Origin of the sequence: Streptomyces sp. SD31, from assembly GCF_052068475.1 — a bacterium.
GTDB lineage: Bacteria > Actinomycetota > Actinomycetes > Streptomycetales > Streptomycetaceae > Streptomyces.
This window is the reverse complement of sequence record NZ_JBQHCX010000004.1, coordinates 155,639-177,289: the sequence shown is the minus strand read 5'-3', so window position 1 is coordinate 177,289 and position 21,651 is coordinate 155,639. Positions and strand designations below refer to the sequence as shown.

25 protein-coding genes are annotated in these 21,651 nt (G+C 71.5%); 9 read left to right on the top strand and 16 right to left on the bottom strand.

What is annotated here, in order from left to right; all coding sequences use genetic code 11:
• Window positions 1-16: 16 nt before the first annotated feature.
• The 4 genes from ACTMVF_RS10690 (at window position 17) to ACTMVF_RS10675 (ending at window position 3,739) form a co-directional block, all read left to right on the top strand.
• The gene (locus ACTMVF_RS10690; RefSeq protein ID WP_441270705.1) at window positions 17-421 is read left to right on the top strand and encodes a DUF2795 domain-containing protein; all 405 of its coding nucleotides are present in this window, start codon (window positions 17-19) and stop codon (window positions 419-421) included.
• Window positions 422-519: 98 nt separating this feature from the next.
• Window positions 520-939 carry a CBS domain-containing protein gene (locus ACTMVF_RS10685; RefSeq protein ID WP_441270704.1) on the top strand — a complete coding sequence of 140 codons (420 nt, stop codon included), beginning with the start codon at window positions 520-522 and terminating at the stop codon, window positions 937-939.
• A gap of 152 nt (window positions 940-1,091) precedes the next feature.
• Complete coding sequence (locus ACTMVF_RS10680; RefSeq protein ID WP_441270703.1) at window positions 1,092-1,646, top strand: type 1 glutamine amidotransferase domain-containing protein; 555 nt, start codon at window positions 1,092-1,094, stop codon at window positions 1,644-1,646.
• Complete coding sequence (locus ACTMVF_RS10675) at window positions 1,646-3,739, top strand: catalase (protein ID WP_441270702.1); 2,094 nt, start codon at window positions 1,646-1,648, stop codon at window positions 3,737-3,739. Before ACTMVF_RS10680 ends, ACTMVF_RS10675 begins: the two co-directional genes overlap by 1 nt.
• Before the next feature lie 87 nt (window positions 3,740-3,826).
• Here ACTMVF_RS10675 and ACTMVF_RS10670 read toward each other — a convergent pair whose 3' ends face one another.
• Complete coding sequence (locus ACTMVF_RS10670) at window positions 3,827-4,111, bottom strand: DUF6158 family protein (RefSeq protein WP_301995534.1); 285 nt, start codon at window positions 4,109-4,111, stop codon at window positions 3,827-3,829.
• Window positions 4,112-4,168: 57 nt separating this feature from the next.
• Between ACTMVF_RS10670 and ACTMVF_RS10665 the strand changes: the two genes are divergently transcribed.
• A complete protein-coding gene (locus ACTMVF_RS10665) occupies window positions 4,169-5,275 on the top strand; it encodes a baeRF2 domain-containing protein (protein ID WP_441270701.1) in 1,107 nt (368 codons plus the stop codon).
• Window positions 5,276-5,434: 159 nt separating this feature from the next.
• On the opposite strand, the gene ACTMVF_RS10660 is transcribed toward ACTMVF_RS10665, so the two are convergent.
• Complete coding sequence (locus ACTMVF_RS10660) at window positions 5,435-7,054, bottom strand: ABC-F family ATP-binding cassette domain-containing protein (RefSeq protein WP_441270700.1); 1,620 nt, start codon at window positions 7,052-7,054, stop codon at window positions 5,435-5,437.
• A gap of 143 nt (window positions 7,055-7,197) precedes the next feature.
• On the bottom strand, window positions 7,198-7,851 hold the full coding sequence (locus tag ACTMVF_RS10655; protein WP_441270699.1) for a histidine phosphatase family protein: 654 nt from the start codon (window positions 7,849-7,851) through the stop codon (window positions 7,198-7,200).
• A 73-nt stretch (window positions 7,852-7,924) separates the two neighbouring features.
• On the opposite strand from ACTMVF_RS10655, the gene ACTMVF_RS10650 reads away from it, so the two are divergent.
• The 3 genes from ACTMVF_RS10650 (at window position 7,925) to ACTMVF_RS10640 (ending at window position 10,619) form a co-directional block, all read left to right on the top strand.
• Window positions 7,925-9,418 carry a bifunctional phosphatase PAP2/diacylglycerol kinase family protein gene (locus ACTMVF_RS10650; protein ID WP_441270698.1) on the top strand — a complete coding sequence of 498 codons (1,494 nt, stop codon included), beginning with the start codon at window positions 7,925-7,927 and terminating at the stop codon, window positions 9,416-9,418.
• A 155-nt stretch (window positions 9,419-9,573) separates the two neighbouring features.
• Complete coding sequence (locus ACTMVF_RS10645; RefSeq protein ID WP_441270697.1) at window positions 9,574-10,407, top strand: class I SAM-dependent methyltransferase; 834 nt, start codon at window positions 9,574-9,576, stop codon at window positions 10,405-10,407.
• A gap of 41 nt (window positions 10,408-10,448) precedes the next feature.
• Entirely contained in the window at window positions 10,449-10,619 is a 171-nt protein-coding gene (locus ACTMVF_RS10640) for a hydrophobic protein (RefSeq protein WP_394721338.1), read from the top strand.
• Between the two features lie 48 nt (window positions 10,620-10,667).
• Here the strand turns inward: ACTMVF_RS10640 and ACTMVF_RS10635 are convergent, their stop codons facing one another.
• From ACTMVF_RS10635 to ACTMVF_RS10575, 13 genes are read right to left on the bottom strand one after another with little or no spacing between them, the layout of a single operon-like run.
• Window positions 10,668-10,952: a gas vesicle protein K gene (locus ACTMVF_RS10635; protein WP_356590360.1), complete on the bottom strand. Its 285-nt coding sequence runs from the start codon at window positions 10,950-10,952 to the stop codon at window positions 10,668-10,670.
• Window positions 10,949-11,137: a gas vesicle protein gene (locus tag ACTMVF_RS10630; protein ID WP_031475810.1), complete on the bottom strand. Its 189-nt coding sequence runs from the start codon at window positions 11,135-11,137 to the stop codon at window positions 10,949-10,951. Before ACTMVF_RS10630 ends, ACTMVF_RS10635 begins: the two co-directional genes overlap by 4 nt.
• Window positions 11,134-11,928 carry a GvpL/GvpF family gas vesicle protein gene (locus ACTMVF_RS10625; RefSeq protein WP_441270696.1) on the bottom strand — a complete coding sequence of 265 codons (795 nt, stop codon included), beginning with the start codon at window positions 11,926-11,928 and terminating at the stop codon, window positions 11,134-11,136. The genes ACTMVF_RS10630 and ACTMVF_RS10625 overlap by 4 nt, the downstream gene beginning before the upstream one ends.
• Window positions 11,925-12,251: a gas vesicle protein gene (locus ACTMVF_RS10620; RefSeq protein WP_441270695.1), complete on the bottom strand. Its 327-nt coding sequence runs from the start codon at window positions 12,249-12,251 to the stop codon at window positions 11,925-11,927. The genes ACTMVF_RS10625 and ACTMVF_RS10620 overlap by 4 nt, the downstream gene beginning before the upstream one ends.
• Window positions 12,248-13,354 carry an SRPBCC family protein gene (locus ACTMVF_RS10615; protein ID WP_441270949.1) on the bottom strand — a complete coding sequence of 369 codons (1,107 nt, stop codon included), beginning with the start codon at window positions 13,352-13,354 and terminating at the stop codon, window positions 12,248-12,250. The genes ACTMVF_RS10620 and ACTMVF_RS10615 overlap by 4 nt, the downstream gene beginning before the upstream one ends.
• The gene (locus tag ACTMVF_RS10610; RefSeq protein WP_441270694.1) at window positions 13,354-14,094 is read right to left on the bottom strand and encodes a DNA primase; all 741 of its coding nucleotides are present in this window, start codon (window positions 14,092-14,094) and stop codon (window positions 13,354-13,356) included. The genes ACTMVF_RS10615 and ACTMVF_RS10610 overlap by 1 nt, the downstream gene beginning before the upstream one ends.
• On the bottom strand, window positions 14,091-14,354 hold the full coding sequence (locus ACTMVF_RS10605) for a gas vesicle protein GvpG (protein WP_441270693.1): 264 nt from the start codon (window positions 14,352-14,354) through the stop codon (window positions 14,091-14,093). The genes ACTMVF_RS10610 and ACTMVF_RS10605 overlap by 4 nt, the downstream gene beginning before the upstream one ends.
• A gap of 4 nt (window positions 14,355-14,358) precedes the next feature.
• The gene (locus tag ACTMVF_RS10600) at window positions 14,359-15,129 is read right to left on the bottom strand and encodes a GvpL/GvpF family gas vesicle protein (RefSeq protein WP_441270692.1); all 771 of its coding nucleotides are present in this window, start codon (window positions 15,127-15,129) and stop codon (window positions 14,359-14,361) included.
• Complete coding sequence (locus ACTMVF_RS10595) at window positions 15,126-15,551, bottom strand: gas vesicle structural protein GvpA (RefSeq protein WP_441270691.1); 426 nt, start codon at window positions 15,549-15,551, stop codon at window positions 15,126-15,128. The genes ACTMVF_RS10600 and ACTMVF_RS10595 overlap by 4 nt, the downstream gene beginning before the upstream one ends.
• 51 nt (window positions 15,552-15,602) lie before the next feature.
• Complete coding sequence (locus ACTMVF_RS10590; protein WP_128434242.1) at window positions 15,603-15,935, bottom strand: gas vesicle protein GvpO; 333 nt, start codon at window positions 15,933-15,935, stop codon at window positions 15,603-15,605.
• Between the two features lie 60 nt (window positions 15,936-15,995).
• The gene (gene ligD, locus ACTMVF_RS10585) at window positions 15,996-16,925 is read right to left on the bottom strand and encodes a non-homologous end-joining DNA ligase (RefSeq protein ID WP_441270690.1); all 930 of its coding nucleotides are present in this window, start codon (window positions 16,923-16,925) and stop codon (window positions 15,996-15,998) included.
• A complete protein-coding gene (locus ACTMVF_RS10580) occupies window positions 16,922-18,769 on the bottom strand; it encodes a transketolase (RefSeq protein WP_441270689.1) in 1,848 nt (615 codons plus the stop codon). Before ACTMVF_RS10580 ends, ligD begins: the two co-directional genes overlap by 4 nt.
• On the bottom strand, window positions 18,766-20,505 hold the full coding sequence (locus tag ACTMVF_RS10575; protein WP_441270688.1) for an FAD-dependent oxidoreductase: 1,740 nt from the start codon (window positions 20,503-20,505) through the stop codon (window positions 18,766-18,768). Before ACTMVF_RS10575 ends, ACTMVF_RS10580 begins: the two co-directional genes overlap by 4 nt.
• Window positions 20,506-20,694: 189 nt before the next feature.
• On the opposite strand from ACTMVF_RS10575, the gene ACTMVF_RS10570 reads away from it, so the two are divergent.
• A complete protein-coding gene (locus ACTMVF_RS10570) occupies window positions 20,695-21,651 on the top strand; it encodes an LLM class F420-dependent oxidoreductase (RefSeq protein ID WP_441270687.1) in 957 nt (318 codons plus the stop codon).

Sequence of the window (21,651 nt, the reverse complement as noted above, 5' to 3'; positions counted from 1 at the left end):
AGATCTGGAGGGAGTCATGCAGCGAGGCAGCGACCGGCTGAGCGTTCACCGTGACGACGAGATGAAGCATGAACTGCAGGGGCTGCTGAGGTCCGGGCACCCCACCCGGACCGAGGAGTGGCACGATCCGGAGCCCTCGGCCGACGACGACCCCGAGGTCGCCGGCGGGCCGGTGGGGTGGCCGGGGCCCGCCCCGGCGTCCCTGGCCACGGTCCGGCTGGAGCTGGCGCGGATTCTGGGCCGTAGCTCATTCCCGGCGACCCCGCGGGAGCTGATCGCCGCGCTGCGCCGTGAGTACGCGCCCGACGCCCTGGTCGAGCCCTTGGAGCGGCTGCCGCGCTCGTCGCGCTACGCCAACGTCCAGGAACTGGCCGAGGCCGTGACCGGGGCCGAGCGGTCCACGCGGCGCAGGAACGCATAGGGGAACGCATAGGCGCCCGGTCGGCGGGTACTGCGGGCTGGGTCACGCCGACGCGGCCGCGGCACCCCTATCGGCCGGGGAACGCAGGAGGGCCAGTGATGGCTGATTTCGTGAAGGACGTCATGACGCCGGGGGTGGTCGCCGTCCGGCCGGACGCCTCGCTCGTCGAGGCCGCGCAGTTGATGCGCGCGCAGGACATCGGCGATGTGGTGGTGGCCGACGGGCAGCGGGTCGTGGGCGTGCTCACCGACCGTGACATCACGGTGCGGGCGGTCGCGGACGGCGCCGATCCGCTGACGGTGAGCGTCCAGTCGGTGTGCAGCCGGGACCCGGTGGTGGTCGACCCGGGCGAGCGCGTGTCCGTCGCGGTCTCGCTGATGCGCGAGCACGCGGTACGACGGCTGCCGGTCGTCGAGAACGGCCTGCCGGTCGGCGTCGTCAGCCTCGGCGACCTGGCCGAGACCCAGGATCCGGAATCCGCGCTGGCCGAGATCAGCCGCGCCGCTCCGGACGAGTGAGGCGCACGAGCCGGGCGGGACCGGACCGTTGAGGTCTCGGTCGCGTCGGCCTGCCTACGGCCCGACCGGAACAAGCAGCCGCCGACGGAACGACAAGCGCCCGACTGGCGACGAGGCCCGTTCTCAGGGCCACGGAAGGACATCGAGACATCATGCGTATCGCTTTTCTGACCGCACCCGAGGGCGTCGAGCAGGTCGAACTCACCGATCCCTGGCAAGCGGCGGTGGACGCGGGGCACGAGCCGGTGCTCGTGTCGACGAAGCGGGGCACGATCCAGGCGTTCCACCATCTCGACAAGGCGGAGAAGTTCCCCGTGCAGGAGGTCGTCGGCGAGACGTCGGCCGACTCCTTCGGCGGGCTCGTCCTGCCGGGTGGGGTCGCCAACCCGGACTTTCTGCGGATGGACGGCAAGGCCGTCGCGTTCGTACGGGACTTCTTCGAGCAGGGCCGGCCGGTCGCCTCGATCTGCCACGCCGCGTGGACGCTGGTGGAGGCGGACGTCGTACGCGGCCGGGTGCTGACCTCCTGGCCGAGTCTGCAGACCGACATCCGCAACGCGGGCGGCACCTGGGTCGACGAGCAGGTGCGGATCTGCGACCACGGCCCCAACAAGCTGGTCACCAGCCGTAAGCCGGACGACCTGAAGGCGTTCTGCGAGGCGTTCCTCGACGTGTTCGCCAAGGAGTCCAAGGAGGAGGCCGCCTGATGGGGGACCGCAAGCAGGAGCAGAGGGAGACCTTCCGGGCGGACGACCCCACTGCGGGGCCGCTCACCACCGACCAGGGTGTGGAGGTCGACCACACGGACGACTCGCTGGCCGCCGGTGAACGCGGTCCGACGCTGATGGAGGACTTCCACTTCCGGGAGAAGCTCACCCACTTCGACCACGAGCGGATCCCGGAGCGGGTGGTGCACGCGCGGGGCGCGGGCGCGTACGGCTATTTCGAACCGTACGAGTCCTGCGCGGAGTTCACGCGCGCGGCCTTCCTCCAGGACCCGTCCGTGCAGACCCCCGTCTTCGTGCGGTTCTCCACCGTGCAGGGGCCCAAGGGCTCCGCGGACACCGTGCGGGACGTGCGCGGCTTCGCGACCAAGTTCTATACGTCGGAGGGGAATTACGACCTGGTCGGCAACAACTTCCCGGTCTTCTTCATCCAGGACGGCATCAAGTTCCCCGACTTCGTGCACGCGGTGAAGCCGGAACCGCACAACGACATCCCGACCGGCGCCTCCGCCCACGACACCCTGTGGGACTTCGTGTCCCTGCAGCCGGAGACGCTGCACGCGATCATGTGGCTGATGTCGGACCGGGCGATCCCACGCAGCTACCGCATGATGCAGGGCTTCGGCGTGCACACCTTCCGGTTCGTGAACGCGGACGGGAAGGGCACCTTCGTCAAGTTCCACTGGAAGCCGAAGCTCGGCGTGCACTCACTGGTGTGGGACGAGGCGCAGGAGTGCCAGGGCCGTGACCCGGACTTCAACCGGCGCGATCTGTGGGACGCGATCGAGGCGGGCGAGTACCCGGAGTGGGAGCTGGGTGTCCAACTCGTGCCGGAGGAGGACGAGTTCGCGTTCGACTTCGATCTGCTCGACGCCACGAAGATCATCCCGGAGGAGCAGGTGCCGGTGCGGCCGATCGGCCGGATGGTGCTGAACCGCAACCCGGAGAATTTCTTCGCGGAGACCGAGCAGGTCGCGTTCCACACGGCGAACGTCGTCCCCGGTATCGACTTCACCAACGACCCGCTGCTCCAGGCCCGCAACTTCTCCTACCTGGACACGCAGCTGATCCGGCTGGGCGGTCCCAACTTCGCGCAGCTGCCGGTGAACCGGCCGGTGGCGCCCGTACGCACCAACCAGCGCGACGGCTACCACCAGGGCGCGATCCACCGGGGCACGAACTACTTCCCGAACTCCCTGGGCGGCGGCTGCCCCGCGCACGCCGGCGTCGACGGCAGCGCGTACACGCACTACGCCGAACGCGTCGACGGCGCCAAGATCCGCCGCCGCAGCCCGAGCTTCCAGGACCACTACACCCAGCCCGCGATGTTCTGGAACAGCATGGCGGACTGGGAGAAGCAGCACATCGTCGAGGCGTTCCGGTTCGAGCTCGGCAAGGTCGGCGCGAAGCCGGTGCGCTCCCGTACGGTCGAGCATCTCGCCCAGGTGAACGGCGAGTTGGCTCTCGAGGTGGCACGCGGCATCGGCGTGCCGGAGCCGTCCGGGACGCAGGCCGCGGACAAGCTGTCCTCCCCCGCGCTGAGCCTGGAGTCGCTGCGCGGCGACAGCTCGGTCCGCACCCGGCAGGTGGCGGTCCTGGTCGCCGACGGCGTCGACACCGCGCAGGTCGCGTCGGTGCGGGAGGCGCTCACGGCCGAGGGCGCGATCGTCGAGGTGCTGGCGCCGACGGACGGCACGGTCACCGGTGCCCACGGGGACGAGCTCGCGGTCGACCGCGCCCTGCCGACCGTCGCCTCCGTGCTGTACGACGCCGTACTGCTGCCCGGCGGCCCCGTGGGCACCCCGCCCACGGCCGCCGACCAGGACGCGATGCGCTTCGTACGGGACGCCTACCGGCACGGCAAGCCGGTCGGCGCGCTCGGCTCGGGTGTGGGCGTGCTGTCCTCCCTGAAGCCGGAGGGTGTGCGCCTGTCCGCCGAGTTCCACCGCACGGTGAGCGACCAGGGCGTCGTGACGGACACCTCGCCGGGCCCGGCGAGCGAGGACTTCCTGCGCGCCTTCACCTCCGCCCTTGCGGCCCACCGTCACTGGGGCCGAGCGCCGGTGCACTGCTGAGGAGGCCGACCGGCGAGGCGAGGATCGACGAGGCGAGGCTGGGCTGCGGCCCGGCCTCGTCCCTTTGTGCGCTCACATCTTCGGCGCTCACATCGGCGGCCCCGTCGGCTCCGGGCCGCCCGCGCCGCGGTCGCGGGCCCCCTCGCGGGTTCGGCCCGCGGCCACCGTACGGCGTGGGTTGCGGCGCAGGTACTCGCCCTCCAGCTGTGCCATGCGTTCGTTGTGGGCCCGCAGTGCGTCGTTCGAGCCGTACAGCAGCGTGTCGTGGCGCGTCCGGTGGATGGTCTCCAGCTCTTTCATCAGCTGTTGGTCGTCCAGCCGGCCGGGGTCGACTCCGGTCATGGTGGTGCCCCGCTCGTCGTGTTCATTCATGCGGTCCGGGTACCCGCCCGGTGAGCACACAGCCCCCGAGCGGCGTACGGAGAGACCATGGATCTCGCCTTTCTGCATCCACTGTACGAACACTCCGGGCCCTGGGCCTCCGTGTACGTGGACACCTCCCGGCACACGGAGGACACACCGCATGAGCGCCACCTGACCGCCCAGGCCCTGTCCCGGGAACTGGCCGAGCAGGGCGCCGACGACGCGACCTGCCGGGCCGTACGGAACGCGCTGGAGGAGCTGGAGCACTCCTCCGAGCCCCACGGGCGTGCGGTCTTCGCCCGCTCCGGTGAGGTGGTCCTCGATCCGCCCCTGGCCCGCGCCCCGCTGCGCGACAGCGCCCACTGGGCGCCGCTGCCGCACACCGCGCCGCTGCTGGAGCTGGCGGGTGAGGACCCGGTCTGCGTGGTGGCCTACGTCGACCGCAGGGGCGCCGCCTTCGAGCTGCGCAGCGCGCTGGGCCGGCAGGAGGTCGGTTCGGTCACCGGCCGGCAGCATCCGATCCACCGGACGAGTACGTCCGACTGGTCCGAACGCCACTTTCAGCTCAAGGTGGAGAACACCTGGGAGCACAACGCGGCCGAGATCGCCGACGCGCTCACCGTCTGCCAGGAGGAGACGCGGGCCGACCTGCTGATCCTCGTGGGTGACGACCGGGAACGGCGGACCGTGCACGAACGGCTGCCGCAGCGGCTGCACGACCTCGTGGTCGAGGCCCCGCACGGCACCGGCAGCCGGCTGCTCGACGAGGACGTCGAACAGGCGCGCGAGGCGCATGTACGGGAGCGGGCGGAACGTGAGCTGGAGCGGTTCCTGGCGGCCCGTGCGCCGGATTCCCAGGGGCGCTCCGCCGCGGTGGAGGGCGTGCCCGCGCTGGTCGAGGCCGCCCGGGAGCACCGTATCGACGAGCTTCTGATTCGTCCGGACGGTCCCGACGCGCACCGGGAGGTGTGGATCGGTGAGGAGCCGGACCAGGTGGCGGTACGCCGTACGGATCTGAAGATCCTCGGCGAACAGCGCTCCTGGGCGGCGCGGGCGGACGACGCGCTGATCCGCTGCGCGGTCGCGACGGGGGCGCCGGCGCTGTCGGTGACGCCTGCGGCCCAGGGGGAGGCCCCGGTGGGCGGACTGGGCGCGTTGCTGCGCTGGCAGTGACCGCCCCGGGTACGGACCGCTACCCCGCTCCTCAAACGCCGGACGGGCTGAAACAGCCCGTCCGGCGTTTGAGGACGAGGCCCGTTCAGGGCCGAAGCGGGGGTCTGGGGGCGGCAGCGCGCAGGGATGGGACGGGTAGGGGCGGCGGGGGCGAAGAAGCTACCGGGTTCGCTCCACCCGGCGTTCGTCCCACACCGCCTCCGCCGTCTCCCGCACCCGCCCATCGCTGCCGAAGACCAGGTACCGGTCGAACGACCGCGCGAACCAGCGGTCGTGCGTGACCGCCAGCACCGTGCCCTCGAAGGCCTCCAGCCCCTCCTGGAGCGCCTCCGCGGACTCCAGGTCGAGGTTGTCCGTAGGCTCGTCGAGGAGCAGGGCCGTGGCCCCCTCCAGCTCCAGCAGCAGGATCTGGAAGCGGGCCTGCTGGCCGCCGGAGAGGCGGTCGAAGGCCTGCTCGGCCTGATGGGTGAGCTCGTAGCGGCGCAGCCGGGACATCGCCGCGCCCCGGTCCTGGGCGTGCTCCTTCCACAGGATGTCGAGGAGCGTACGACCGACGAGCTCCGGATGCGCGTGCGTCTGGGCGAAGTGCCCGGGCACGACACGCGCCCCCAGCTTCCACTCCCCCGTGTGCGCCACGGCCTCGCCGGCCAGCAGCCGCAGGAAGTGCGACTTGCCGGAGCCGTTGGAGCCGAGGACGGCGACGCGTTCGCCGTAGAAGACCTCCAGGGAGAACGGCTTCATCAGCCCCGTGAGCTCAAGTCCCTCACAGGTGACGGCCCGCATCCCGGTGCGGCCGCCCTTCAGCCGCATCCTGATGTCCTGCTCGCGCGGCGGCTCCGGCGGCGGGCCGGCCTCCTCGAACTTGCGCAGCCGGGTCTGGGCCGCGCGGTAGCGGGAGGCCATGTCGGGGCTGTTCTCGGCCGCTTGACGGAGCGTCAGCACCAGTTTCTTCAACTGGGCGTGCTTCTCGTCCCAGCGCCTGCGCAACTCCTCGAAGCGGGCGAAGCGTTCACGGCGCGCCTCGTGGTACGTCCCGAAGCCGCCACCGTGCACCCACGCGTCGGCGCCCGCCGGCGAGGGCTCCACCGACACGATCTTCTCTGCGGCGCGGGCGAGGAGTTCGCGGTCGTGGGAGACGAAGAGGACCGTCTTGCGGGTCTCCTTCAGCCGCTCCTCCAGCCAGCGCTTGCCGGGCACGTCGAGGTAGTTGTCCGGCTCGTCGAGCAGCAGCACCTCGTCGGTGCCGCGCAGCAACGCCTCCAGCACCAGCCGCTTCTGCTCGCCGCCCGACAGGGTCCGCACCTGCCGCCACTGCGCCTTCTCGTACGGCACGCCGAGCGCGGCCGTGGTGCACATGTCCCACAGCGTCTCGGCCTCGTACCCGCGCGCCTCGGCCCAGTTGGCGAGCGCCTGCGCGTACTTGAGCTGGGCGGCCTCGTCATCGACGGTCATGAGGGCGTGCTCGGCGGCGTCGACGGCCTTCGCGGCCTCGCGGATGCGGGGTGACGCGACCGACACGAGCAGGTCGCGTACGGTCGTCTCGTCCCGTACGGACCCCACGAACTGCCGCATCACGCCGAGGCCGCCGCTGACGGTGACGGTGCCGCCGTGCGGTTTCAGCTCGCCGGAGATCAGCCGCAGCAGCGTCGTCTTGCCGGCACCGTTGGGCCCGACCAGCGCCACGACGGCGCCTTCGCCCACCCGGAAGGACACGTCGCCGAGCAACGCCCTCCCGTCGGGGAGGTAGTACTCGAGATGCGCGGCTTCCAAATGTCCCATGGGGCCGAATTCTGAGGTCCACCGACGGCTCGGGGCAAACGCTTATCCGACACACACGGGTCCCGCTCCCCCAGGAGGCGGGTTCGCAGGGGCGGCAGCCCCTGGAGGAGGGGCGGCGGGGGCGAGAACTCTCGGCCCACGTCCTACTCCGCGTCCACCGGCCGCCCCGTGGGCCCGCCCTCCCCCGCCGGAGCCACCACGGCCCCGGCCCAGCTCAGCGCCTTCCACCCATCGGACGGCGCCCCCTCCAGGATCACCACCCCGGTGTTGTCGAGGGGGTGCGCGGCGGCGAAGGGGACGTCGACGTTGTCCGCTCGGGCCGCCGTCCACATGCGGATCGCGGCGCCGTGGCTGACCATCGCGACGGTCGAGGCCCCGCTGTCGGCGGCCTCGGCCACCACGGCGTCGTAGCGCGCCAGTGTCTGCGCACCGCTGTCCCCGCCCGGCATGCGCAGCTCCGTGTCACCGGCCGCCCAGGCGAACACCGTCCTCATGTAGAGCTCGCCCTGCTCGGTGTCGCCGCGCAGCATCTCCAGGTCCCCCGCGTACACCTCCCGGATCCCGTCGCGCACGAGCACCTCGAGGCCGCGCGCGGCGGCGAGCGGGGCGGCGGTGAGCTGGGTGCGGATCAGGGTGGAGGCGTAGATCGCCTCGATGTCCTCGTCGGCCAGTGCCTCGGGGAGTGCCGCCGCCTGCCGTTCGCCGAGTGCGGTCAGGCCGGCGCCCGGCACAGCCGTGTCCAGCAGGTAGTCCACGTTGGAGGGCGTCTGGCCGTGGCGGACGAGGAGCAGGCGCATGTACGGGGTTCCTCCGTGTGTCGGTCACCGTCGGCCGGACAGGAATCGGCCAGTTCAGGGTACCCAGCCCTGTATGAGCCCAGACCTCGACCTCACCGTCCCGAAGCCCGGCCGGCACGCCCTGCGCAACCGGCTCCTCGCCCTCGACTCCCGGCTGTTCGAGTTCGCCGCCGAGCGGAACTGGCCGTATGCCGAGCGGGTCCTGCCGCGGCTGAGCCGGAGCGCGAACCACGGGGTGCTGTGGTTCGCGGCGGCCGCCGCCATCGCCGCCGGCCGCACCCCACGGGGCCGCCGGGCCGCGGCCCGGGGGCTCGCCTCGTTGAGCCTGGCCTCGCTGACCATCAACACCCTCGGCAAGCGGTCGGTGCGCCGCCCCCGCCCCCTCCTGGACCCCGTACCGCTGGTCCGGCAGCTGAAGCGGCAGCCGATCACCACCTCGTTCCCGTCCGGTCATGCCGCGTCGGCGGCCGCGTTCGCGACCGGTGTCGCCCTGGAGTCGCCCGCGTGGGGCCTGGCGGTGGCCCCGATCGCGTGGTCGGTCGCACTGTCCCGTGTGTACACCGGCGTCCACTTCCCGAGCGATGTGCTGGCGGGCGCGGCCCTGGGCGCGGGTGCGGCGTTCGCGGTGCGGGGCATGGTGCCGACGCGTGACCGGCTGATCCCGCCGGCCCGGCCCCGTACGGACGTTCCGGCGCTGCCGGACGGAGCCGGCCTGGTGATGGTGGCCAACCAGGGGGCGGGCACGGCGAACCGGGTGCACGCCCTGCTGGACGCGCTGCCGCGCGCCGAGGTCGTCGAGTGCGAACCGAGCTATCTGCGCGCCGAGTTGCAGAAAGCGGCGACCCGCGCGCGAGTGCTCGGCGTATGCGGCGGCGACGGCACCGTGAACGCGGCCGCCGAGGTGGCCCTGCGGCACGGCCTGCCCCTCGCCGTGCTGCCCGGCGGCACGCTGAACCACTTCGCGCACGACCTGGGCGTGGAGGGCGAACGCGATCTGATCCGAGCCGTCCAGCGGGGTGAGGCCGTACGCGTGGACGTGGGCCGGTTCACCTGCGACGGACAGCACGGTCTGTTCCTCAACACCTGCAGCCTGGGCGTGTATCCGGAGCTCGTGCGCAAGCGCGACCGCTTCGCGCCCCGGATCGGTGCCTGGCCGGCCGGCGTGTTCGCGGCCCTGCGCGTCCTGCGCAGCGACCGCCACCCGCTGCACGCCGAAGTCGGCGGCCGCGCCCACCCGTTGTGGCTGCTGTTCGCCGGGAACGGCACCTACCACCGGCTGGGCCTCGCCCCCGCCCGCCGCCTGGACCTCGCGGACGGCGTGCTGGACGTACGGGTCGTGCACGGCGGCCGCCGACCCGCCCTGCGCCTGCTCGCGGCCGCCCTCGCGGGCCCGCTGACCCGCTCCCCGGCCCATGCGGCGGTCCAGGTGGGCCGGCTGCACCTGTCGGGGGTCACCCCGGGCGCGCTCCTCGCGTACGACGGCGAAGTCACCGAGGTGGGGGGCGAGGTGACGCTGGAGAAGCTGCCGGAGGCGCTGACGGTCTACCGTCCGCTGTCCGGCTCCTGAGCAGCAGGCTCCTCGGCAGCTCGCTTCCGATCACCTCTCTGTCCAGATACTGAAACTCAGGTCTCACCATTCGACATGCGGGCGTACGGTGTCGCGTACCGCCCGGCGGGGCCGCGAGCCCTGTGCGCCGGTACGACGAGACGAGGGGAACAGTCATGTCGAAGGCACGGTCGAAGGCACAGGAGACCGCCGTCTACACGCACGGGCACCACGAGTCCGTGCTGCGCTCGCACACCTGGCGCACCGCCGCCAACTCGGCGGCCTATCTGCTCGGCTCGCTGAAGCCGCACATGAAGATCCTGGACGTCGGCTGCGGACCGGGCACGATCACCGCCGACCTGGCGGCCCTGGTCCCCGACGGGCACGTCACCGGTGTCGACCGGGCGCCGGAGATCCTGGAGCAGGCCCGGGCCACGGCCACCGGACGGGGTCTGGCGAACGTCGACTTCGCCGTCGCGGACGTCCACGCCCTGGACTTCCCGGACGACACGTTCTGTGTGGTCCACGCCCACCAGGTGCTCCAGCACGTCGGCGATCCGGTCGGCGCGCTGCGCGAGATGAGGCGGGTCACCCGACCGGGCGGCTTCATCGCCGTCCGCGACTCGGACTACGCGGCCATGACCTGGTACCCGGCGTCCCGGGGGTTGGACGACTGGCTGGACCTGTACCACCGGGTCGCCCGCGCCAACGGCGGCGAACCGGACGCCGGGCGCCGGCTGAAGTCCTGGGCGCTGCGGGCGGGGCTCACGGACATCACGGCCGGCTCGAGCACCTGGACCTTCGCCACGCCGGACGAGCGGGCCTGGTGGAGCGGTCTGTGGGCGGACCGCACGCTGGCCTCGGCGTATGCCGAGCGGGCCACGGAGGGTGGGCACGCGAGTGCCGAGCAGTTGGGGGCCGTGTCGGAGGCGTGGCGGGAGTGGGGACGGCAGGAGGACGGCTGGTTCAGCGTGCTGCACGGGGAGATTTTGTGCCGTAAGGAAGTCTGAATCGCGAATTTCTGGTGACTCGGCGAGCAGGAGGTCAAATCATGGTTCCTATTCTGCTCGTGTTGCTACTGGCCCTGATCCTGTTCGGTGCCGGATTCGCGCTGAAGGCCCTGTGGTGGATCGCGATCGCGGTTCTCGTGGTGTGGCTCCTTGGCTTCGTCATGCGTGGCACGACCGCGGCAGGCGGCAGGGGCCGCTGGTATCGATGGTGAGTTGATTTCATTCCCAGGGGACTCATTGGGGAAGTCATTTCACTCCCTTCACTCCCTGGGAAGCAGCGGTCCCAGCGGCCCGAGGTCCAGGTTCAGGTCCTCGGGCCGCAGCCCGTAGCGCTCGCGCAGCTCGGTCATACGCTCATCGAGCAGCATCAGCGTGAGCCCGATCCGTTCCTCCTGCTCCTCGCTCAGGTCGCCCTCGTCGAAGCGGCGCAGCGCTTGGCGTTCCATGAGCTGGCGCAGCAGTTCCACGACCGTCAGGACGAGTTTCACCAGGTCGCGTTCGACGGTGTCGGGCTCGAGGTCCAGCCGATTGCGGCGAGACGTCATGTCAGCTCCCCCCAGGGTGACGGGACCTGCTCGTTGACGGAGCTGATCAGCGCGTTCAGGTCGATGCGGACGAGGTCGACGTCCGCGATGCGCAGGGTGATGTCCCCCGTGACGACGACGCCTCCGGCGAGCAGCCGGTCGAGCAGGTCCACGAGCGCGATCTCTCGGCGTTCGACGACGGTCACGGGCCCACCTCCGGCTCCTCCACCGCGAACTCCCCGGTGAAGGAATAGGCCGCCCAGGGCCCGGTGAGTTCGACCCGAATTCCGGGATCGTCGTCCTTGGCGCGGTCCACGAGTTCCACGAATTCCTCGGAATCCGCACGCGGCACCAGATAGGCGGCGTTGAGCACATTCTGCCCGGGCGCGCGGGAAAGCGCGGAGTTCTGCGGGGCGTGCAGCCGGGAATCCTCGGCGAACGAGGAAAGCGTTTCGTGCAGTCGGCCGGCGAATGCGGTGGCCCGGTGCCACACGTCCTCGCGGGCCTGTGTCTGCGTACGGCGCCGACGCAGATAGTCGCGGCCCGACAGGGCCTTCGCCTCGGGCCGAGGCTCGGTGGGCGTCGCGGCCTGAGCGGGTTCCGTTTCGGCGTACACCTTGACGCCCCACTCCACCCGCCCGTCCAGCCGGTCGAGGACGCGGCGGAAGTCCTCCTCGCGTGCCTCCATCATGGCCCGTACGCCGCTGTCGTCCCGGAAGACGGTGGCGAGCCGCAACGGCAGCGGGGTCGTGACGACGGTGAGCGCGTCGATGATCGTCTGGTGGGCGCGGGCCGTCGCGGTGAGCCAGTCCAGGTCCTCCAGGTGGGCGCGCAGCGGCGCCTCGGCGAAGTCCGCCTCCGGCACCGTACTGACCACGGCGATCAGACCGTGGTGCGTCAGCTGCTTCGGCGGCGCCCCGGCGACCCCCGACAGCTGGGCCTGCAGGGCGGAGCGAAAGGGGCGGCAGACGGCGTAGACGTAGCGCAGGCCGGTCATGGGGCCTCCTCCTCTTCCCCGGCGGGCTCGAGCTGGGCCAGACGCGCGCGCAACTCGGCGTTCTCCCGCGCGAGTTCTTTGCGGCGGGCCCCGGAGGACAGCGCCGGGTCGTCCTCCCACCAGTCGATGCCCATCTCCTTCGCCTTGTCGACCGAGGCGACGATGAGGCGCAGCTTGATGGTGAGCAGCTCGATGTCGAGCAGGTTGATCCGGATGTCGCCCGCGATGACGATGCCCTTGTCCAGCACCCTTTCCAGGATGTCGGCGAGGTTGGCGCCGCTGCCCTGGCCGTAGGGCTCGGGCAGCCGGCTGGACATCGTCATCGCCGGCTCCCGCCGCCGGCGTACTCGGTCTCGTCCTCATCCTCGTACTCGGGCTCTTCCTCGTACGCGTCCTCGGGTTCCTCTTCGTCCTCGCCCTCTTCTTCCTCTTCCTCTTCCTCTTCCTCGTACGCGCCTTCGGGCTCGGTGCCCTCCTCGCCCTCCGCGTACTCGCCGTTCTCCTCGTCCTCTTCGCCCTCCTCGTTCTCGTCGTACTCCTCCTCGTCCTCCTCCTCTTCCGCGACCGCGTCCTCATGGCTGCGAACGACCTCGCCGTCACGGATCTCGCCGCGCCAGCCGTCCTCTGCCTCTCCCTTGAGGGTGATGAAGCGGACGTAGTTCTTGAGGTCGAGGCGGGCCCGGCGGCCCTGGGCGCGCCAGATGTTGCCGGTCTTCTCGAACAGGCCCTGGGGGTAGTACTCGATGACCAGCAGGACCCGGGTGAGGCTGTCGTCGAGCCGGTGGAAGGACACGACGCCCTTCGTGGTGCCCTTCGCGCCCTCCGACTTCCAGGCGATCCGGTCGTCGGGCACCTGCTCGGTGGTGTGCGCCTTCCAGCTGCGGTTGGACCAGAAGACCTTCAGCTGCCAGTCGGAGCTCGTGTCGTCGGCGCGGTTCGCGCTCTTCACGCCCTTCGCGAAGGTGCTGAAGTCCTGGTACTGGGTCCACTGGTCGTAGGCGGTGCGCAGCGGCACGCCCACGTCGACGTACTCGATGATGACGGTGGGCTTGTTGCCCGCCCCGCCCTTGCGTTTGCCCTTGCCGCCGAGATTCTTGAACGCGCTGACCACGCTGTCCTTGGCGTGTCCGGCGCCGACCTCCAGCGCGGTGCGCAGCGGGCCCTTGCCTTCGGCGAGCTTGCGGCCGCCGTCGAGGGCGAGCTTGCCCAGCCCCGGGCTGCGCCCCTCGGCGACATCGGTCAGCTTGACCGTGGCCTCGCCGAGTTTGCGGCCGGCGCCGACCAGCATCCGCTGGGCCTGCGCGGCGAGGTACTCCTGGAGTTCGGCCTTGAGCCGGTCGGCGGCCTCGCTGTGGGCCACGCCGGCGAGTGGTTGCTTCGCCGCTCCGCCGGCCGCGGAGCCCACTGCTCCGAGGGTGTCGGTCATCATCCGTCACCGCCCTTCGACTGACGCGCCCGGCCGCCGCGGGCGGTCCCGCGAGCCCCGGCCGTCTTCCTGGTGGTCGATTTGCCGGTCCCGCTCCGCTTCGCCGCCGCCTTCCTGGGCGCTGTCCTGCCGGCGGTGGTCTTCTTCGCCGCCGTCTTCTTCGCGGGTGCCTTCTTGGCCGCCTTCTTGGCGGTCTTCTTCGGCGCGGCCCGCTTCGAAGCCGCCTTTCCTGACGGCTCCTCGTCCTCGGGCTCCTCCTCGGGCTCCTCCTCGGGCTCCTCCTCGGCTTCCTCGGACTCCTCGTGCCCCTCGGGCTCGTCGGGCTCGCGGTCCTCGTCCTCGGCGCGCGGCTCTTCGTCCTCGGTGTCCTCGGTCTCCTCGTCGGGCTCCTCGTCCTGCGCGCCGAGATCCGGCGTCGGCACCGCGCCCGACAGCTGCTCGCGCACCTCGGCGGTGCGTCCGTGCAGCCGGTCGGCGAGCGCGTCGAGCCGTCGCTCGACCAGGGCGCCTGAGGCCGCCTCGCCGACGCCCCGCAGGTCCTCGCGCAGCTGTTCCCCGATCTCCTTGATCTGCGGGTTGTTCTGGAGCTGTTGGGACACCATGTCCGTGACGGCCCGCGGGCTCAGATGCATCCGCTTGCCGGCCACGAGGGATCCGAGGGCGAACGCCAGTTTCATCTTCTTCGTCCGTCCGAGGATGTATCCGGCCCCTACCGCGAGGCCCAGTCCCACTCGGTTCATCGTGCCGTCCCGTCGCCGTTCCCTTTGCCTGCGCGCAGGCCGATCTCCAGCCGGTCGAGGAGCTCGTCCTCGCGCCGGTCGAACTCCTCCTCGTCGATCTCGCCCGAGGTCAACTGCTCCTCCAGGCTCGCCAGTTCGGCCCGCACGGCGGAGGGGTCGTAGTAGATGCGCTCCGCCTCGCGCAGCACCTGTCTGATCACCCAGCCGCTGCCGCGCACCGGTGCGAACGGCAGCAGCAGGACCTCTCCGATCAGTCCCACGGCCTCACTCCTTCGCCGTCTCGCTGCCGGACATGCTGTCGGCGGGCTCGGCGGGGCCGGGCTCGACGAAGCTGTACGGCGGCAGCGGGCCGTTGACGCGCAGGTCGAGGTGCGGATGGCCCTTGCGGAGCTGCTCGACGGCGGTCATGAACGTCTCGGCCGAGTCCCGGGCGACCAGGAACGACACGTTGGCGAGCCAGCCGGTGGACTCGGGACCCACGCTGACCGCGTCCGCGACCGGTTCCAGCGTGTGCTGCACATCGGTCGCGTCCTCGACCTCCTGGGCCTTGACCGCGGCGACCACCATCTCGCCGAGCCGGAGCCGGTCCTCGTAGGTTCCGCCGCCGGACTCCCGGTTGGCCTGCGTCATGGACCGGATCTGCGGGTTCTCGGCCAGGACGCGGTGCAGCACGGCCTCCTCGGCGTGGGTGGCCTTCACGTTGTACTCGACCTTGCCGTCGAGGGCCCGCAGGCGTTCCTCGTAGTGCTCCCCCCGTTCGGCGAGCACCCCAGTGACCGTGTCGTCGTCGGGGGCGACGCTGCCGAACCGCATGGGCAGTACGCAGCCGGTCGCGCCCGCCTCGGCGAGCACGTTGGAGTGGGCGAGCAGTTCCCTGCGCTTGGGACGCAGGTCTTCGGGGGCGTCGCTCACCAGGGCGGCGAGCGCGCCCGCCGTCAGGACGCGCACCGGGCGCGGCGGGTCGCCGACACCAGCCAGGTCCTTCGGAAGGTCGGCATGCGAACTCGCGGTAATGCCGTACACATACGTGCTCACTCCTGCTCCTCCTTCCGGCGCGTCGTGGAAGCCTTGCGGGGCCGCTGCCTGGGCTGCTCCTCGCCTTCCTCACGTGCCTGCTTGAAGGCGTCGGAGATGGTCTCGGCGGCGCCGGAGAGCGCGCCCTTGGACTTGCCGCGCGCGCCGGACTCGGTGATCTCGCCGACCAGGTCGGGCAGGCCCGGGGCCTTGCGCGGCCCGGCCTCCAGGTCGAGCCGGTTGCACGCCTCGGCGAAGCGGAGATAGGTGTCGACGCTGGCGACGACGACTCGGATGTCGATCTTCAGGATTTCGATGCCGACCAGGGAGACTCGCACGAATGCGTCAATGACGAGCCCCCTGTCGAGGACGAGCTCCAGAACGTCGTAGAGGCCACTGCTGCCGCCTCCGCCGCCGGTCTGCTGTGCCGGGACAACGGTCATGCCGACCGTTCCTCCTTGTCTCATGACGGGTGCTTGGGGTGGGCGGGCGGCCTACCGACCGCCGGGCCTGTGTGCGTCGGAACGGCCACGTTCGTAGCGGCGCACGCGCCGATACCCGGTGAGCTGTCCCTCGGGGTCGAGATCGACCTGGTAGCTCGCCAGCAGACTCATCGTGTCGGGGACGCGGACCAGTTCCAGGACCTCGATCTCGAGCGTCCAGCCGTCCTCCGTCTGCTCGAAGGACGACACCGTCTCCGCGTTCATGCCGGTGAGTTCGGCAAGCTGGCTCCGTGCCTGACGCAGGATCTCCATGGGGGTCGGCTGTTTGTCCGCCCCGCCCGTCTGCCGTCTGGATGATTTGGGTGTGTTCTGTGAATCATTCATGGGCGCCTCCTGCGCCGAGTGGCCAGGAAGGCGCGGGCCAAACCCCCTGGGGCGGCTTCTTCAGCCCCGCAGTGCGTCGAGCCTGCGCCGCGCCGGTCCGAGGGCGCGGCCCCGGTCCAGCAGCCCGGACCACGGGTTGGTGCGGGCGTGCTCCACGGCGTCGGCGATGCTCCAGCGACGGGCGTCCAGGTCCGGGTCGTCCAGCTCGGCCCAGGTCAGGGGCGTGGCCACGGGTGCGCCGGGCCGGGCGCGGACGGTGTAGGGGACGACGGCGGTCTGGGCGTAGCCGTTGCGCTGCACGTCGAGGTAGAGGCGGTCGCCGCGGTCCTTCTTGCGGGCGGCGGTGGTGAGCCGGTCCGGGTGGGCCGACTCGAGCAGGCCGGCGACGTCCGTGGCGAATTCCCGGACCTCGTCGAAGTCGTGGTGCCCGTTCAGCGGTACGACGATGTGCAGTCCGCGCGAGCCGGTGGTCATCGGCGCCGAGGGCAGCCCCAACTCGTCGAGCAGCTCACCGAGCAGCCCGGCCGCCTCCCTGACCTGCGCGAAGGAGTCCTGGCCCGGGTCGAGGTCGAAGACCAGCCGGTCGGGCCGGTCTAGGCGGTCGGTGCGGGAGAGCCAGCGGTGCAAGGTGAGGCAGGCCTGGTCCGTGAGGAAGACGAGGCTCGCGGTGTCGTCGCAGACCGTGTGACACACGGTGCCGTCCTCTTTGGGCACCTCGACCCGGGTGATCCACTCCGGGTAGTTCTCCGGGGTGTTCTTCTGCATGAACCTCGGCCCGTCGACGCCGTCGGGAAGCCGCTCCAGCATCAGGGGGCGGCCGCGCAGATGCGGCAGCATGAACGCGGCGACGGACCGGTAGTAGTCGACGAGGTCGCCCTTGGTGTACTCCTTGGCGCCGCCGCCACCGGGGAACAGCACCTTGTCGACGCGCTTGACGTCGACGGTACGGCGACCGGCCCGCACCTTCCTCGTGGCGCCGTCGCCTGTCATCGTACGACGGCCTCTTCCACCAGCAGCTTGCCCGAGGCGGCGATGGACGCGGCGTCGATGCCGGCCGCGTGCAACTGCTCGTCCGGGGACGCCGAGCCCGGCATCGTGCGGACGGCGAGGCGCACCAGGCGGGGGACGGGGCGCCCGTCGAGGAAGGCGTCGAGAACGGCGTCGCCGATGCCGCCCTCCTCGTGGTGGTCCTCCACCGTCAGCAGGCAGCCGGTGTCCTCGGCGGCCTGGCGCAGGGTGGCCCGGTCGACGGGCTTGACGGAGTAGAGGTCGACGACCCTGACCTGGATACCCTCACGGTCCAGGGCGTCGGCGGCGGCGAGGGCCTCGTGCACGGTGGCGCCGGCGGCGACGACGGTCAGCCGGTCGTAGGGGCTGGACCTCAGTACCTTGCTGCCGCCGACGGGGAACTCCTCGTCGGGGCCGTAGATGACCGGGCTTGCGCCGCGGGAGGTGCGCAGATAGCGGACGCCTTCCAGTCCGGCCATGGCGGCGACGAGCTGGGCGGTCTGGTTGGCGTCGCACGGGTACAGCACGGTCGAGCCGTGCACGGCCCGCATCATCGCCAGGTCCTCCAGGCCCATCTGGCTCGGCCCGTCCTGCCCGATCGCGACACCGGCGTGCGAGCCGACGAGGTTGATGCCGACGCCGCTGACCGACGCCATGCGCACGAAGTCGTGGGCGCGGGTCAGGAAGGCGGCGAAGGTGGAGGCGTACGGCACCCAGCCGCGCGTCGAGAGCCCCACCGCGGCGGCGACCAGCTGCTGCTCGGCGATGTAGCACTCGAAGAAGCGGTCGGGGTGTGCCTTGGCGAAGAACTCGGCGCGGGTGGAGTCGCTGACCTCGCCGTCGAGGGCGACGACGTCACCGCGGCCGGCGCCGAGGGCGGCGAGCGCCTCGCCGTAGGCGTTCCGTGTGGCGATCTCCTCCCCCTTCTCCCAGCGGGGCAGTTCGAGGTGCCCGGCCGGGACGGCGTGCAGCATGCGGGCGGCGGGCGGTTCGTGGACGCGCACATGGATGTCGCGGGGGCCGCCGAGCTCGGCGATCGCCTCGTCGGCGTCCGGCAGCGGCTTCCCGTGCAGTCCTTCACGGTCCTGGACGGACTGGACGCCCTTGCCCTTGAGCGTGCGGGCGAGGACGACGGTGGGCTGCCCGCTGGTGGACCGCGCCTCCCCGTACGCCCGGTCGATGGCGTCCACGTCGTGCCCGTCCACCTCGATGGTGTGCCAGCCGAAGGCCTGGAAGCGGCGGGCGTAGGCGTCGAGATCATGGCCGTGCCGGGTCGGGCCGCGCTGGCCGAGCCGGTTCACGTCGACGATCGCGGTGAGGTTGTCCAGATGCTCGTACGCCGCGTGCTCGGCGGCCTCCCACACGGACCCCTCGGCGAGCTCACTGTCACCGCACAGCACCCACACCCGGTACCCGGCCCGGTCGAGCCGCTTCCCGGCCAGCGCGATCCCGACCCCGATCGGCAGCCCCTGCCCGAGCGATCCGGTGGCCGTCTCCAGCCACGGCAGCCGACGCGGCGTGGGGTGCCCTTCGAGACGGCTGCCGATCTTGCGGAAGGTGAGCAGTTCGCCGTCCTCTATGGCGCCCGCCGCCTTGTACGCCGAGTACAGCAGGGGCGAGGCGTGTCCCTTGGACAGGACGAAGCGGTCGTTGCCGGGGTGGGCGGGCCGGTCGAAGTCATAGCGGAGGTGGTTCGCGAGGAGTACGGCCGTCAGATCGGCGGCAGACATCGACGACGTCGGATGCCCCGACCCGGCCGCAGCTGAGGCCCGCACACTGTCCACCCGCAACTGCTGGGCGAGCTCGACGAGTTCAGCGGTGTTCATGAGGCTCCTTCGGAGGGGTTGTGGGAGCGGGGTTCGGGGGGTTCGGGCGGTTCGGGGGCTGTGGGGATGTCGGGGTGGGGCTTGTGGGTGGATGGAGTGCCGGGCTCGGGGGTGCCGGGGTGGGGTTCGCCGCCCGGTCGGGGGGCGGGCCGCTTCACGGGGCCAGGGGGTTCGTGGTGCTGGGCGGCGTCGGGGTCCTGGACGGGGTCCGGGGGTTCGGACTTCTCGGGGGTGCCGGCGCGGCCACCCGGGCCCGATGCCCGGCCACCCTTGACTGCATCGGGGCGCCGGACGGAGAGGGGCGCGCCGAAGCGCTTGCTGTTCTGGGCCTCGGCGGCATCGGGGTGATCTGCGGAGCTCGGCGATTCGACGCCCTCGGCAGGCTCACCACCAGCCCGGTCCTCCACTCCCCCCTCGCCCTCCTTCTCCCCCCGCCCCGGCACCCGAGCCACCTCCGGTGACGCGGTGTCCAGTGGCACCGACCAGGCCCGTACGAGGCCCAACTGCACGGCTTGGCGCGGCAGTACGGCGTCCAGCAGCCAGTCGGCGGCGACGCGGACGCGGTTGCCGGGCATCGCGGCGAGGTGGTAGCCGCGGGTGACCGCGCCCGCCGCCACGCCGGACAGGTGGACGCCGAGCGGGTTGGCGGCCGCCTTGACGCCGCCCAGGTCCACGACGAAGCCCATGTCACGGTGGCGGTAGGCGCGCCGCTCCCCCATGCCGAGGGACGCGGCGACGTTGTGGGCCACGGCCTTGCCCTGCCGCCAGGCGTGCTGGGCGGTCATCGGCGTGTACTGTCCGGGCTGCTCCAGGTCGGGCACGGCGGCCCCGTCCCCGGCGGCGAACACCTCGGGCCGGCCCGGCACTTGGAGGTGCGGGTCGACGAGGAGGCGGCCCCGCTCCAGGGGCAGCCCGAGGGATTCGGCGAGCGGATCGGGCCGTACGCCGACGCACCACACCAGCGTGCGCGTGTCGACGAACTCGCCGTCGGTCAGCAGCACTCCGTCGTGCGTGGCCTCCTTCACGGAGGTGCCCATCCGCACCTCGACGCCCCGCTGTCGCAGCACCCGGTCGGCGGTGCGCGACAGCCGCTGGTCCAGCTCGGGCAGGACGCGTTCGGCGATGTCGAGCAGCAGCCAGCGGGGCCGTATGCCTGCCCGCAGGGGGTGTTTGCGCACCTGGGCGTCGGTGAACAGCTTGCCCTGCGCGGCGACCTCCGTACCGGTGTATCCGGCGCCCACCACCACGAAGGTGCAGCGCGCCGAGCAGTTCTCGGGGTCGTCGGCGGCGGCCGCGAGTTCCACCTGCCGGGTCACGTGGTCACGCAGATACAGCGCCTCGGGCAGGCCGCGGAAACCGTGCGCGTGCTCGGCGACGCCGGGGATGGGCAGCAGCTTGTTGACGCTGCCCGCGGCGAGGATCAGCCGGTCGAAGGTGAGCGTCCCGCCGTCGCCCTCGGGGCCGGTGTAGTGGACGGTGTGCCCGTCGAGGTCGATGGCGTCGGCCTCGCCCAGCACGAGCCGCACGTGCGGCAGGGTGCCGGAGAGGGAGACGGTGACCCGGCGCGGTTCCAGGATGCCGGCGGCGACCTGGGGCAGCAGGGGCAGGTACAGGAAGTAGTCGGTCGGGTTCAGCAGGGTGATGTCGGCTTGGTGCCGGGTGAGCCGGGACAGGGTGCGTGCTGCCCGGTACCCGGCGAATCCGGCGCCGACGATCACTATGCGGGGTCGACTCACGGTTGGCCTCCGGGGCTGTCGCGTACCTCGGGAGCCTTCCGCGTCCCCCTGGTCAAGGCCCCCAAACGTCGCCCCCGGCCAGGGCCGGTCTCCGGCACGCCGGCCCGGTTTCCCGCCGGGCCGCCGGGTACCCGGACGGCGACCCGTCCCCCGCCGCACACTCGACGCGGCAGTCCCGGAGGTGTGCCCATGCCCGAGTACGGCTATTTCCTGGCGTGCGAGGAGTTCCGTCCCGCCGAACTCGTCGAGCAGGCGAGGATGGCGGAACAGGCCGGATTCCAGTCGCTGTGGATCTCGGACCACTACCACCCGTGGAACGACGCGCAGGGCGAGAGCCCGTTCGTGTGGTCGGTGATCGGCGCGATCTCGGAGGCGGTGTCGCTGCCGATCGAGACGGCCGTGACCTGCCCGACCGTGCGGATCCACCCCGCGGTGGTGGCGCAGGCCGCGGCGACCTCCGCGGTCATGACGAACGGCCGTTTCCGGCTCGGCGTCGGCTCCGGCGAGGCTCTGAACGAGCACATCCTCGGCCATGTCTGGCCGCCCGCGAGCGTGCGCCTGGAGATGCTGGAGGAGGCGATCCTGGTGATGCGCCGGCTGTTCACCGGCGAGGAGGTCAGCCATTACGGCGCCCACTACCGGGTGGAGAACGCCCGCCTCTACACGGTCCCCGACGAGCCGGTCCAGATCGACATCTCCGGCTTCGGCCCGGCGGCCACATCGCTCGCGGCCCGGGTCGGCGACGGCTTCATCACGATGATGCCGGACGCGGAGCTGGTGACCCAGTTCCGCAAGGGCGGCGGGCACGGCAAGCCCGTCATGGGCGGCACGAAGGTCTGCTACGGCACCGACCGCGACGAGGCCGTACGGACCGTACGGCGGTTGTGGTCCAACCAGTTGCTGCCCGGCGAGATGGCCCAGATCCTGCCCTCGCCGCGCCATTTCGAGCAGCTGGAACCGCTGGTCACCGAGCAGATGGTGAGCGAGAACACGGTGTGCGGGGACGATGTCGACGAGCATGTGTCCGAGCTGAACGCCTTCGCCGAGGCGGGCTTCGACCGGGTCTACGTCAGCCAGATCGGCCCCGACCAGCGCGGGTTCTTCGACTTCTACCGTACGAAGGTGCTGCCGCAGCTGCAGCGGTGA